The 13,932-nt window shown below is 39.5% G+C and carries 11 protein-coding genes; 1 reads left to right on the top strand and 10 read right to left on the bottom strand.

Going from position 1 to position 13,932, the window contains the following annotated elements; all coding sequences use genetic code 11:
* The 4 genes from FJ366_03760 to FJ366_03745 form a co-directional block, all read right to left on the bottom strand.
* Nucleotides 1–232: hypothetical protein (locus FJ366_03760; GenBank protein MBM3894681.1), on the bottom strand; the 232-nt coding region annotated here is incomplete at its 3' end.
* An 81-nt stretch (nt 233–313) separates the two neighbouring features.
* Nucleotides 314–469, bottom strand: coding sequence for a hypothetical protein (locus tag FJ366_03755; protein MBM3894680.1), 156 nt, complete (start codon nt 467–469; stop codon nt 314–316).
* Nucleotides 470–635: 166 nt separating this feature from the next.
* Nucleotides 636–1,424 (bottom strand): hypothetical protein, encoded by a 789-nt coding sequence (locus FJ366_03750; protein ID MBM3894679.1) that lies wholly within the window; start codon nt 1,422–1,424, stop codon nt 636–638.
* Nucleotides 1,425–1,519: 95 nt separating this feature from the next.
* Nucleotides 1,520–2,278, bottom strand: coding sequence for a hypothetical protein (locus tag FJ366_03745; GenBank protein MBM3894678.1), 759 nt, complete (start codon nt 2,276–2,278; stop codon nt 1,520–1,522).
* 167 nt (nt 2,279–2,445) lie between these two features.
* Here FJ366_03745 and FJ366_03740 point away from each other — a divergent pair, with 167 nt between their 5' ends.
* Nucleotides 2,446–3,987 carry a PhoH family protein gene (locus FJ366_03740; GenBank protein MBM3894677.1) on the top strand — a complete coding sequence of 514 codons (1,542 nt, stop codon included), beginning with the start codon at nt 2,446–2,448 and terminating at the stop codon, nt 3,985–3,987.
* A gap of 68 nt (nt 3,988–4,055) precedes the next feature.
* Here the strand turns inward: FJ366_03740 and FJ366_03735 are convergent, their stop codons facing one another.
* The 6 genes from FJ366_03735 to FJ366_03710 form a co-directional block, all read right to left on the bottom strand.
* Nucleotides 4,056–4,451, bottom strand: a complete 396-nt coding sequence (locus FJ366_03735; protein ID MBM3894676.1) for a DUF1761 domain-containing protein — start codon at nt 4,449–4,451, stop codon at nt 4,056–4,058.
* 101 nt (nt 4,452–4,552) lie between these two features.
* On the bottom strand, nt 4,553–6,739 hold the full coding sequence (locus tag FJ366_03730; GenBank protein ID MBM3894675.1) for a hypothetical protein: 2,187 nt from the start codon (nt 6,737–6,739) through the stop codon (nt 4,553–4,555).
* A gap of 1,203 nt (nt 6,740–7,942) precedes the next feature.
* Nucleotides 7,943–8,878, bottom strand: a complete 936-nt coding sequence (locus FJ366_03725; GenBank protein ID MBM3894674.1) for a hypothetical protein — start codon at nt 8,876–8,878, stop codon at nt 7,943–7,945.
* Between the two features lie 378 nt (nt 8,879–9,256).
* Nucleotides 9,257–11,410 carry a protein serine/threonine phosphatase 2C family protein gene (locus tag FJ366_03720; protein ID MBM3894673.1) on the bottom strand — a complete coding sequence of 718 codons (2,154 nt, stop codon included), beginning with the start codon at nt 11,408–11,410 and terminating at the stop codon, nt 9,257–9,259.
* 585 nt (nt 11,411–11,995) lie between these two features.
* Nucleotides 11,996–12,850, bottom strand: a complete 855-nt coding sequence (locus tag FJ366_03715) for a C2H2-type zinc finger protein (GenBank protein MBM3894672.1) — start codon at nt 12,848–12,850, stop codon at nt 11,996–11,998.
* Nucleotides 12,851–13,320: 470 nt separating this feature from the next.
* On the bottom strand, nt 13,321–13,932 hold a 612-nt coding region (locus FJ366_03710), incomplete at its 5' end, for a C2H2-type zinc finger protein (GenBank protein MBM3894671.1).

Below are 13,932 nucleotides of genomic sequence, written 5' to 3'. Positions count from 1 at the left end.
CTTGGGAGCCATTTATTGCGTGGTTTTCAGATGCAATTTTTCGCATTTCTGCTTCGATGAGAGGTAAATCGCTTTCTTTAAAGCTTTTTGTTGGTAAAAAATCATAAAAAAAACCATCTTTTGTAACTGGTCCGATAGTTGGAAGAGTGCCCGGGAATAAACGCAAAACAGCTTGTGCGCAGAGATGGGCGGCAGAGTGACGGACTTTGTAGTGGTCGTCGATAATTTTCATGAAAACTCCCTGAAAGAAAATGCATGACTAAAAAAAGTGGGCACAGTATTTAATACGTGCCCATAAAAAGATAAAAAAAGTTTAGCAAAAAATAGCTTTTTTAAAAGCCTGGTCGTGGCTGTTGTATCTGAAAGGATTTTCTTCGGGAGCCTTTTCGGGAGTGCTCGTTTCCTGTTCCGAAATGCTTTTTACCATGTTTTTTGTTTTTGTGTTTAAATCCTTTTGTGTTTGATTCAGGCTTTGGTTCTTGCACGGGTGCTTTTTCTAAAGTTTGAGCAAGTATTGGCAACTCATTACCGCTTGTACAAATTCCGCCAAAAGCAACCAAAGCAGCAAGTATTACATTTTTAGTTTTGAACATTTTAAACTCCATAGTGTTCTCTTTTTTAGCAAGATTATATCGCTATTTTATTCTTTTTAAAGGTGAGGTTTTTTGCATTGGCATAGTTGTAGAGTCTACGATTCGAGTGAGAGCCGTTATTTTAATTTCGTAATTCTTTATTATTTTAAGTTTTAGCTCTTTAAAATTCAGAAATATTTCAGGGATCGTTGTGCATGAATAGTCTAATCCGTCTAGAATTTGTCTTCCTTCAAAATAATCTTGTGGTGAGAGTGTTGCTTGATATCGTTCAAAGATTGTATGTGCGCTTGCTATAAAATCGATATTTTTAGATGCTTTTTTTCGTCTTTTCATTACAATTCGAAGACTGTCGAATATTTTTCTTAGACCTGTTTTATCGAGAAATTCCATAAAAAGATGTTGCCAGAAAATAAGGCTTTCCATATGACTGGAGTGACTTTTGATAGATGCAATTATCATGCGATATTCCATTATCTTTTCTCGTGTTGCCGCAGAAGATGGATCGGCGATTGGCTTTAGGTGAACGATTCTCCGAGATGAAGAAGAACTGCTCAGACTGCTTGCCCCGCTGGAAGATGATCCGCTTAAGGAACTTGCAGAGGGTGATTCGGGATGTGTTAGTTTTCCTGTGACGATATGTGTAAGGTGAGAAAGAGAAGAAATGCGTTTAATTGGCGGAAGAGGTGAAAAGCTTGAAGTTAGAGGTTCTGCAACTGGGGTGCTTGGGGGTGTTGGGGCGCCTGGAGTTGATGGATCATCTTTATTGGCGTTAAGAACTGATATGATCAGCAGCGATGAAAGGATATATTTTACTTTATATACATTTTTCATAGGACACTTAAAATTACTTTTTATTGAGTGATTCTAGTGTCCTTGATCTGGTAAATTTTTGTTAAGAATTTACTATTTTTTAATCGTCTCTAGGTCTAACTAAATATTTCTTTTAAAAGCGGGCAAACCAATAGCCAATTATTTTTTAAGCTTTCTCCTGGAAGTAGATTCCCGAAAGCAAAAATGATTTGAGCTCTCAGATCCCAGCTTGCTGGAGAATTAAGGAAATCTGAAATGGAAAATGAAGAACCTCCAGGATAAACAACGTGTTCTATTAATTTACAGATGTTTTCGGGTACAACGGTTCCCTCGAAAAGCAACGCATAATCTTCTGGGGTTATTTTTTCAAAGAGTTCTCTAGTTTCAAGGCTAAAAAAAACTTTCGACGTTGAAATTTCCCTTCTTTCTGGTGATCTACATGGAGAAGGTGGAGTTATTATATCCTTTAATATCAGTGATTCTTTAGTTAGAGAACATTCTGTTGAAGAAGAAATCTCATCGGGATCTGTTTCGATTGATTCAACCTGTTTAAAAAAATCCTCGATATGCAAAAGAATGATGGCAACTTTTATCTTTAGATTTTCAGAACAAAAACGAAATAAAAAGTTTAAACAATTCGTTTTTTGGACAATAAAGTAAGGAATTATGAGAGATTTATCTTCAGGGGTTTTACGTTCCCATGTTGGCTTTAAAAAAGCAAAAACAGCATCAAGGTTCTCTCTTGATAAAAAATCAAACAAGTCCTGTGTCTCTACGGTTGAAAGAAATTCTTCTGAAGATACAAATCTTTTTGCAGCAACTGGTTGCGCCAGAAGAGTAAAGAAAAGCAGTAAATATAAGATTTTTTTTAGCATAACGGTATCCTGAGATTTTGAAAAACCCTTTATAATTAAACTAGAATTTGCTCAAAGATTCGTCAACAATTAAATTAGGTGATACTGTTCGGATAAATAGCTTTTTGTGAAAAACAAGATTGTTGTTTTTACGTAATTTTTTTGAATTCTAAGGTTAAGGGTATTGAATGGTTGAGAAAAACCTGTATCAGGTATCTTCTGAGAGAATTTTTGTTCTAGATACCAATGTGTTGTTATATGACTGGAAATCGATTTATTCATTTACTGGAGCCACTATTATAGTTCCATTGGTGGTTTTAGAGGAGCTGGATTCGTTTAAGGGTGAGTCTTCCGAGCGGGGGCGAAACGCACGAAGGGTTATTCGGATTTTTGATGAAATTCGTGCCGGGGGTTCTCTGGCTGATGGGGTTATCATCAAAACAAATAATGGGCATTCTCTTTTGAGGGTTGTTCAATTTTCGTCTAATGACATTGTGTTTGACGCATCAAATGATAATAAAATCATCGGTGTGGTTGATAAATTGTCCTCATCGGGTGCCAAGGTAACATTTATAACAAAAGATATTAATGCGCGGGTAAAAACAGATCTTTTGGGCTTGCAGGCAGAAGACTATGTTGTTGAAAATGTTTCGATTGAGACTCAATACAAAGGATGGTCATCGTTTGAAATGTCGCCAGCAGATGTGAAGCGCATTTCGATTGATGGAGTTCATGAATTGGTTGATATTTCTGATTTGTACGAAAATCAATTTATTCATGTAAAGTCAGATTTTGAGCGATCGTATGAGCGATTATTTAAGTTTGTTCGCGGTAAAATAGTTGAGGTTGAGCCGTTTGAGCAGCTCTGGGGGTTTGGCGAAAAAAACATTCAACAGCGAATGGCGTTGGACTTGTTACTTGATGATTCTGTAAGTTTATTATCGCTGATTGGTTCTGCGGGAACGGGAAAAACGTTTTTGACTCTTTTGGCTGGTATGTACAAAGTTTTAAAGCAAAATATGTACCGAAAAATGTTAATTGCTCGTCCAGTTGTTGCATTGGGTTCTGATATCGGGTTTTTGCCAGGCGATGTGAATGAAAAGTTATTTCATTGGATGCAGCCGATGCACGATAACTTGGAACTCATTTTGATGCAAAGTAAGAAAGCATTTCAAAAATTGATTTCTGATGATGATCGAGGTGAGCATCAGAGTGATTTTGTTCGACATCATGAACGCTCGTCGAGGCATTCATCGGCTCATGGGCGACATCGTAGAGAAAATCACCGTGATTCTCATCGTTCTGGACGGTTTGAACCTCGAGGATTGCTCCAGGATTATCAGCATGCTGGTGAATGGAAAGGAATGTATGCAGGAGATCTTTCTGCGGGTAATCAGGAAATTGAACGTTTAAAACGCAAAGGTATTTTGAGCTTTGAGGCGATAACCTACATGCGAGGGCGGTCAATCCCTAAGCAATTTATTTTTATTGATGAGGTTCAAAATTTAACTCCTCATGAGGTAAAAACAATTGTGAGTAGGGCGGGTGAAGGAACAAAGGTTATTTTGGCGGGAGATCCCGATCAGATCGATTCGCCATACATGGATTATGCAACCAATGGACTGACGGTTACCACCGAAAAATTCAAAGGGGACCGCATTTTTGGTGTGGTAAAGCTTGAAATTTGTGAAAGAAGTTTGCTTGCAGAACGCGCTGCGCGATTACTGTAAAGAAGATTTTTACAAAAACAAAAAAGGCCGTGAAAAACTCACGGCCTTTTTTGTTTTTGTGTATTTAATTATCCAAGAAAGAAGCGAAGCGCGATAACCATCGATGTCCACGCAACAGCATAGCCTGCATTTACAAGGGTGTTGGTTACGCTGATACCTTTCCAAATATGGTCAGACAATGCTCCTGGAATTGTTGTTGCAAGGTTTAATAAAAATCCATAATACAGACCTTCATTAAGGTTTGCTGGTTGGAGAAGAGCTAAAACCATAAACAACGCCCAGGTCGCAACACTTGAATTAACAAATTCCATGATCATGGAATTTGTCATCGAGCAACCATTGTTGTTGCCACAGTTTGAGCTGTTACCAAATAAATAAGACGAGTACCACAAAGAACCAAGAACAAGAGACGCAACGCCCCCCATGCCAACATGCAAAAGATTTACACCACAACATTCGAACATAACATACCCCTTCTAGGTTAAGAACTACTTAGTTCCTAATAGCGCTTTATCTTTGTAAAATTCAAGTGATTGGACAATTACCTATTTGTTATTCGGTGTGCTCATTCGCAAAATTCAGTGAGGGCTTTCATAAATCTAGAATCTATTCCTTCTATGTCAGCTATTTTAGGTATTTTTTCCGTCGTACAAGAAAAGATCGTGCTGAGATCTGCCCCCATTATGCAGTAGCCGCCCCTTGTGACGGTGAGAGCCGAATCACTTAATTCGCTACCACTATCGTTGACGATGATAACCAAAGGTTGATTACCGAATAGGGTCTGCAACTTAAGGCTCAGCTGAGTTGCTTGGTAGTAAAAAAAATGACTATGCCGAATCAGTAGGATAGGTTTTATGTTCTCGCTGATGACTGGTTCAGTCAAGACCGTTCTTAGGGAATCAGATGTAATAACTCTAAGTACTCCCTTTCTTGTAGAAGTTGATGGGAAGCGAGTATCAAGAAACCTTTGAAATCTATTAACCAAAATATCTTCTGAACATAGTTGGACGATTCGGCGGCTGGGTTCTGGATGAAGGTCCTTTGGGGAATCAGAGGGGCGGGGGCGTTTTAACAGCTTATGTGCGGTATCTATTGAGGATGAACTAGAAAGAGTTTTGTGAGGTTCCCCAGAAGCTGATAAGCAGGTGGGAATGGTTGGCGTATCGTGTAAGGCGCTAGTCGACGCAGCGGGAGAAGGGTATTCGTCGACCGATCTTTCTTGATCCTCGGGCAACTTTAATTGAATGATCTTTGGTCTGCTTGAATCTATTGCGAATGCGGCTGTAGTAGTTGTGCTAGGAAGAAGGAGCATTTTTAGATTTTCTTCTTCTTCATCGGTAATTTTTTCTGCTTCACGGTTAAAATTTAAGTCAGTCAACAAAATAAAGTGGCAATTATGTATTGCCGGCAAAGATTGTAACCTACATCGTGAATCTTCATCAACGCTTCGGTCATCATAGACGAGCATGACAATGATATCAGAGGGTGTTTTGCAGATTGTGGTTTTGGCAAGCTCGAAGATTTCTTCATTCGCTCTTTTATTCGGCAAATACATGACGGTAAGTTTTTTTTGGCTTTTACCTTCTAATTTTCCCCAATTTTCTGAGGATCCATAATGAAAAAATAGTTTTATGTTATCGTCGTAACGATAGACGTTGAATTGAATGCGATTAGCGATAAGCCAGATCCGCAACCTCTTCCAATGTCTTAAAACTTTACCTGTAGGCGGTTTTTTTGATGGGAGCATTTTTTCGGCCGTTGTTGTTGGGTATGGACTTGGAGTTGTACCTGGCAGGTCATGAGAAAAGAGAATGGGGCGGGTACTTGATTCGCAAACGGTACGGTGCAAAGTGTTTACTTGTGCTGGGACGCTGGAAGAGGGTATTGTGCTTATTTGAGGTACAGCAGGATGAGATACAACTAGCGTTAGTAATTTTTTTTCATCAGATGCGTGTATGAGCGGGGCCTTACCCTGAGAAGGTATTTGCCAGGGATATGTAAGGCAAGCGTCAGCAAGGCTAGCAAGTCTTTCTGAATTTTCTTCGGTTTGGTGATTATCTACGACACCATAAACGCATGAGGTTGGAGTTTTACTAGGCAGGCGATGACGTCTGGTATCATTTTTTACATTCAGACTCAGAAGAATACTAAGTGCAAAGCTTTCTTTAGCATCAGTCAGAGGCATAACAGCACTAGCTGGAACCATTTCTTCAGTATCATCATCATTTGGGGCAGTAGGAAAGTTTTCAACATTTTTCCAGACAAGTTTTACCAGTTCTTGTATGTCATCTTCATTCGGCTCAATGCAGTACACGTTAGTAGCACCGTTTTCGCTGAGTTGTGCAGCAAGACTTTTACAATTAGCTTCTTTTTTTTCGTCGCTGTTTGAAACAAGCACGAGTGTGCGATTTTCTGGTTGCTTGAGTACGTTAGTAACCTTTTTGTCACTGCCTATCATAAAATTATCTATGATTTTTTCGTAGGTACTTGTACAAAGATCTTCATCGAGGATAATGAAAAAGGGATATTTTGTTTGATCACTACTGTTGAATGATAATTTTGATCTGATTGAATAAGGACTCAAGGTACTTTTTTCATCTAGCAGCCTTTTTACACAGATCAAATCAGGCCTGCCTGGCGTCTTTGCAGCCTTTAAGAAGAGTTCCTGAATTTCCTCGAATGTAAATGCATTTACTGTAGATGCTAAACATATAAAAAAAAGAAATATCGTTCTTCTTAGTGAAAATAACATGAATGTTAACTCCTTTCAGGAATTTTTTAATTGACGATCTGCTTACGTAATTTGTTTGAGGTGGTTATTTCTGCTGCAGAAATGCTTTATGCGTTGTGACGCGCGTTGTTAAATTAGATAGTGATAAGTATAGGTAAGATTTTGTGAGAGAAGACTTAAAGTTGAGCAGTTGAAAATATCTGCTTTTTTAGATTTTTTCATTAAGAAGTGGATTCAGATTGAAATTTAAACACCCTGATTGAAAAGAAGAATTTTGTCGAGTGTATGCTGGTTTAAAACCCTTCTTAGGCTTGTGTTAAGCCTGTTCTTGGCATGTAATAACTTATTTTTTTAAATGTTACGCAGATTTAATCACTTAGGGAAATGTTGAGGTAAAAAATAGTTATAAAAGGTCTGCCCCCAAGAGTGATCTGGCACTTTAAAATTTATTTTAAAGCAAAGTTCGCGTGAAACGCGTTCATGTTGAGCAAATTTTAAGCTATTGCAGGGTAAGAGTTAGAAGAGGAATGTTTTGCTCAAGCTCTTTAAACTGATTAATTACAGCACCTGCAAGTACGAAAGCTCTTTGCTATAATCCTATACTTTGAAACTCGATAAACATAGGAGAAAGTAAAACCTTTACTCTTGCGGCAAGCAATTAAATCCCCTTCCTGTAGCCATGACGAATTTCTTCATGACTCATTCTTCTTCAAGAAAGGTGCTTTGCAAAACGACCTATGAACAGGACTCCAGTTTGAAAATGATTGCGCAACTGCCAAATACAAATCACGAACTTTATGAAAAATTCTATCAATAAAGCCTTCTTAGGCTCAAGAGAGGCACTTTTCATAGGCGTGTTTTTTGTACTCGGCCGGCAAACATCTCCACTTGGAGCCATTTTTTAGAGTAAAAACTATTTCTTGAGAGGCCTTTTTTTATTTTCTATTGATTAAGTGCGTGAAATCTGTCCCCGAGCCCGACAACGAGCCCGACAAACGGACATTCCTCGTCTGCTTTTTTCAGTAATTGATTGGTCAGATCTCTAAGATTTTCAAAACTTTCTACAATCACAAAAAAGTTATGTCTTCGTGGAAAATTTAAAAAAATGTCAGACGGGAGAAACATCAATTCTCTAGAACATGGATATGTTTCTACTGGCCTGTTATACCATTTAAAAGAAGATGAATCGCTCTCAGAGAATAGGCTGTATGTAAAAAGTGTCTTTCAATTGTTTCCGTAGTTAATAGAGCCTGTCAATTCTGGCACCTCGACAATCAGCTTAGGTCTATCTAGGGCATCTATGGTAGTTAGCTCCTCAAGTATTGCTTCTCCTCCTTCTTCTGTTTGAACTCTTTTAAAGACATTTCGAGTTACTTGGCACCCGACTTCTGCTTGAGAAAATTCAGCACTATTGATGAACTGCTTAAGAATTGTAATATCTTCGCTTGTATGGTTTTTCAGATGATTAGCAACGCTTCTTCTGCCGATTATCAACCCTGGGCAAACCTCCAAAAAAGCTGGAATTTCGTTATGTAGTAAATCTATATTAGCTTGAAGTCTACGCAAACCCTCTTTCAATACATTCCGGCTTATCGGAGTCATTTTTCGAGGATAAGCTTTCGCATACCCTTTCCAAATCATAAAAGACAATACGGGTAATGAAGCAATTAGACAAAATTTTCCCAAGAAGTCAGCCCCTTGAGTTACCGGCGCACACGCATCAACCAACGAACTTACCCATACAGGAAGAACATCAGCATAAATCACCACTATTTTGCTGGCTCTATTCTCGACAATCACTTGAATGACAACAGGCCCTTGAGGATCTTGCGCAGATGGTTCAAAGGTTAACGCCAATGCTGACGATTCACTTCCTGCAAATAACTTTGCAACTTTTGTTGCGACTGGATTTTCGTTCTTTTTGATGCGTTTTGCAAAATCTGCTCTTCCGCTATGCTTCCGTAACCACGCAAGCTCCTCAGAGGAAACTTCAACCTTTTTGCTGACCTTATCCGTCGCATTGGATTTGACGTAGACGCAGAGAATATTTTTTGTAGCAACTCTAGCTGGCGTGACATTACCATCCACCAAGAACTTTGTTTTACCCCCAAGCGCTGCGCTCACCAGGAGCAAACAACTCAATAAAAACTGTGATTTCATAGAACTACCCTTTTTTTTGTTAAGACAATTTCAATATACACGCCACAAACGTTTCTACAAGGGAGGTATTTTTTTGTGTCATTTTTCTCAAAAAAATGAACTTACTTGCGCGTGCAGAGTTTATGTCAGAAAAGTTCGCTGTGATGCCATGCGATAGCGCACTCGGCTCAACCATCCAGAAAGAATGACAGGTAATGCTTTAAAGCATGTTTGATTTCGCATGAGCAAACAAATCGTGCTTAAAAAGCTTTGTTCGTGCTTCATTTTCTAGATAGATATACTTTTTCTGAGCAAAATATTAAAAATATTGGTCCAGGATTCTTCTAAGATAAAATTTTTTTGCATGTTAGTTTGCTTGAGCTTTCTAAAAAAAGCCCATTAAGAAATTCCCATCCACGTATGGTCTGGGATTGAAAGCAGGCATGGTATGTCGACGATTATGGATGAAATATTGTCACCAGAGCGATTGAGTAGTGCTTTTTTGCAAAGTACTTCCGCTGGCGGTTCTGAGTACGTTTTTGCATCTCCAGCTAATAGATTGGCAGCCTCACGGTTTTTATATACATCCCAAACGCCATCGCACGCAAGCACAATTGTTTCGATTTCATCTAAACTAAACTGCATAATATCGGGTTGGATACCGACCCAATATTTGCGTACGTTATCACAAATTGGCTTGTGACTAAAATCCCCGAACGCACGGGACACACTAAGCCCGAAGATACCGTCCGAAATTAGATCACCATACAGATATCCCCCAGCATCTTGAATTCGCTTTCTTTCTTTTGGGTCTCTCGGCGAATGATCATTAGTTGCTATAATACCTTCTGAAAAATCCTCTGAAACATTTTTGCAAAAAACCGAGGAACGTTTAATTGCTAGCGCGCGCGAGTCGCCCAAGTTGATGAAAAATCCCTTTTTGAGTCTTTTATTGAGCAAACAAACTATTGCGGTACTGCCTGCTTCGTAGGCTTTAGATTCGAGGGATTCATCTACCTCGACGTACAAATTTTCTACAGCTTTTATTACTTTTTCTGGTATTTTCTCGTCAGCAAAATTAAACATTCCAGCGCCTGCAAGAGCAAGAAGTCGAGAAAGCAAGTTAGAATGACCGAGCCTTGATAGAGCTGCTAAGCTGGAGTCATCGGTCGTCGATGATGCAACTACTGAGTTAGACTCATAGCTCCTGGATGCAAGTGCTTTAGAGACACTACTTCCCCCGTGTCCATCAAAAAGTGCCAAGCCAATCCAATCATCGCGCTTTTGAATATCAAGCGCATCTTCGGCGGTTTCACGCCACCCCAAAAGTTCGTAAGCGCAGATTGCCGATTCCAGGCCCTGCGGGATGAGCTCTTTTGGTGCCAGGTCTTTGATTTTGTCCAGATGAAAAATGCCGGAGCACTCCTCTTGAATACTTCGAGTTTTGATCGAATGACTAGCTGGAACTGAGGAAGATCTTCTGAGCGTAGGTAAAGTAGGCGATTCTTGACCACCACCACCAGCAGCAGAAACATGAGCAGGAACAGGATCAGGAGTTTTCAGATACCTGCTAAAATCTATATCGGCAAATGCACCGAGGGCGATCATAAATGTACGATCTATTGAAACTATTTCAGGTATTTCCGCTGGCGAATAAAAAATTTTACAGAGCTCTGCGCCCATTATGCAGGAGAAGACTGTATCTTCTGATGCGTCACCGCTATCAGAGAGGCCTCTTGTGAGGCTGATATCAAGATCTTTTGATGCGTCACCACTATCATTGAGAATGATAACCAAGGGTTGCTTACCGAAATGGACCCGCAACTGATTGCTCAGCTTAATTGCTTGGGCTTTTTGAGCTTCTAGGTATTTTAAAAAATCACTATGCCGAATTAGTAGAATAGGTTTCCTTGTGCTTCTGGTGAGTGGTTCTTTGCAGACCGTTTCTACTGAATCAGGTGTAATAACTCTAAGTATTCCTTCTCCTGTAGAAGTTGATGGCAAACGAGCATCAAGAAACATTTGAAAATTCTCGATCCATCTATCGAATTTAGATTTCGCTTTGGTTTGTCTTGTTTTGTAAAGAGATTCGTCCTGGGGGATTCCGCCCGTGGATTTTTTAAGATCCTTGCTATCTTCACGGACTCGTTTAAAGATGCTCTTTTGTGGTAGCATTTTTGCGGCGACATTTTTTGACGACGAACGTGAGGCTGCACCTGGCAGGGCAAGAGTTGAGCGACTGATGAGTCTGCTGGATGGGCTTGACGCAGCTGAGGCTTCAGATGCGCAGGAGATGGGTTCTTTGGAACAGGAATGGACGTGCTTAAAAAAAGATTCCAATGGATCGTCTAAAAATGGATCTTCGTCCGAAGAAATGACTGGTGGGTTTGAAGTACTGTTCACTAAGCGATGGATGCCAATAGTTAGATTTGAAGATGCAACTGAGGGCTGTAATTCATTGCTGCTAGAATTTTCTTCATCATCGGAGTCTCCGCCAGCACTTACTGAGGACGCTAAACATATAAAAAAAAGAATCTTTTTGATCGTTTTCATTTTATTAAATCGCTTTGAATTTAGATTTTTTTATACCTTTATTTTGTACACAACTATTTTATAGTGATTTTTTTATTTTTTACCTAAAAAAACAAGGAATATGCGTATTTTAAGTTTTCTTATTGAATTTTAAGTTAGATTTTGTTGTGTTTTAGTCCCAAGTATAGCCGTAAGCTTGCAAAAGGGATCATAATTTGGTGTAGCTTTGTCGCATTTTAGGTATCGGTTAAAAGTTGTACTTCAAAGATTCATGTGCTTGTTGATGTACTTGGATATCCACTAAGGGTTGAAATAATCTCTGACGCCTATCACAACATTACTCAAGCAACTTTTCTTCAGGGCAGCCCTTCGTTTTTCATCTACGCCTCAAATGCTTCGATGAAAACGTAAAAAGTTATCACCGAGTAGGTTTTTTTATAGCGATGTGAGTTCTCTCGTACTTTGTCAGATGATCTTTTTGCGCCAATCCCGCACGACACGTATCACATACAAAGTGGTTTGCCCTGGAGCCAGCGGTTTTTTGTTTCTGGTTTATCATCATCGTATCTAGTTCTTTTTGTGATTCTTCTTGAGTCGGCGGGCTTTTTAGGGGGCGCTTTTTAACCTACCCGGAAAGACAGTAATAATCTCATGTTCCGTTTTCTCGTGCGAGGTCCGACTACGGCTGTGCGTGAATCCTTTACCACATTTACGACATACATACGGTTTTTCGCCGGTGTGAATTCTCGTGTGCTCTTTCAGACTATACTTAGTCGTGAATCTTTTATTACATGTATCACATGCATAGGGTTTTTCGGGGGTGCCAGCGGTTATGTCTGTTTCTCTTTTTCCGCTAGCTCTTTTAACACTGATTCTTCTTGGGGCGGTGGCCTGTTGGGGTGTCAGTTCATAATCATCATTATCTTCTTCTACTCTAGCTCTTTTAACACTGATTCTTCTTTTGCCGGTGGCCTGTTGGGGTGTCACTTCATCTTCGGTTTCTGATTCATAATCTTCTTCTGATTCTTGCGTTTTCAAGGCACTTGCAAAAGCTATTTTAAAATTTCTGGCTTGGGAAGTAGTTTTTTTAAGTGCCTTTTTTTGACCTGGCCGGAAACGAGTTGGGTTAGGTGGCAAAACAGGAATAGGATCAGGCATTAAAACAACGGCTTCGTCGACACCAGGAATATGGTCAGGAAAGTTTTCCATGGCTTTTTCGAGACGTTGAGAGGCATCAAGAATGGCTTCGTCGACAAGTGCAAAGTCAGCAGGAACCTTGAAATCAGTTAGAGGTTCTTCAAAAATAGATTGATCACACGATGATTGTGGCGTATTGCTCTCGCCTCTAGAGAATGTATCGTCCTCGCCCCCAGAGAAAGTATCGTCCTCGCCCCCAGAGAACAGTTGAGGCACACAAGAAAAAAGTGTTACTAAAAAAAGAATCTTTTTGATCGTTTTCATTTTATTAAATCGCTTTGAATTTAGATTTTTTATACCTTTATTATGCACACAACTATTTTTTATAGTGTTTTTTTTATTTTTTACCTAAAAACAAGGAATATGCGTATTTTAAGTTTTCTTATTGAATTTTAAGTTAGATTCTGTTGAGTTTTCGTCCCAAGTATAGCCGCAAGCTTGCAAAAAAGGATTATAATTTTGTGTAGCTTTGTCGGATTTTAGGTATTGGTTAAAAGTTGTACTTCAAAGATTCATGTGCTTGTTGATGTACTTTGATATCAACTAGAAGTTGAAATAATCTCTGACGCCTATCACAACATTACTCAAGCAACTTTTCTTCAGGTGCAGCCCTTCGTTTTTCATCTACGCCTCAAATGCTTCAACTAAAACGTAAAAAGTTATCACCGGCTAGGTTTTTTTTAGCGGTGTGAGTTCTCTCGTGCTTTGTCAGATGATCTTTTTGCGTGAATCCTCTAACAAGCGGTATGAGTTTTTTCGTGCCTTGTCAGATCACTGTTTTGCATGAATCCCTTACCACATGTAGTACATACATAGGGTTTTTCGCCGGTGTGAGATTTTTCGTGCCTTTTCAGATGACCTTTTTGCGTGAATCCGTGACCACATGTAGTACATACAAAGGGTTTTTTGCCGGTGTGAATTATCTCGTGTGATGTCAGATGAGCGCTTTGATTGAATCCCTTACCACATGTAGTACATACAAAGGGTTTTTCGCCGGAGTGAGTTCTCTCGTGCGATATCAGATTACCTTTTTGCGTGAATCCCGCACCACAAGTAGTACATACATAGGGTTTTATGCCGGTGTGAATTATTTCGTGCGTTGTCAGACAACCCTTAGTCGTGAATCCTTTACCACAAGTAGTACATACATACGGTTTTTCGCCGGAGTGAGTTCTCTCGTGTGATATCAGAAGAGCTTTTTCCCAGAATCCCGCACCACATGTAGTACATACAAACGGTTTTTCGTCGGTGTGAGATTTTTCGTGCCTTTTCAGATGACCTTTTTGCGTGAATCTCTTATTACATGTAGGACATACATAGGGTTTTTTGTGGGTGAGAGCGGTTAA

Source organism: Candidatus Dependentiae bacterium (genome assembly GCA_016871815.1).
Lineage (GTDB): Bacteria > Babelota > Babeliae > Babelales.
Note: the sequence above shows the minus strand (reverse complement) of the source record. Positions and strands in the feature narration are given on the sequence as shown.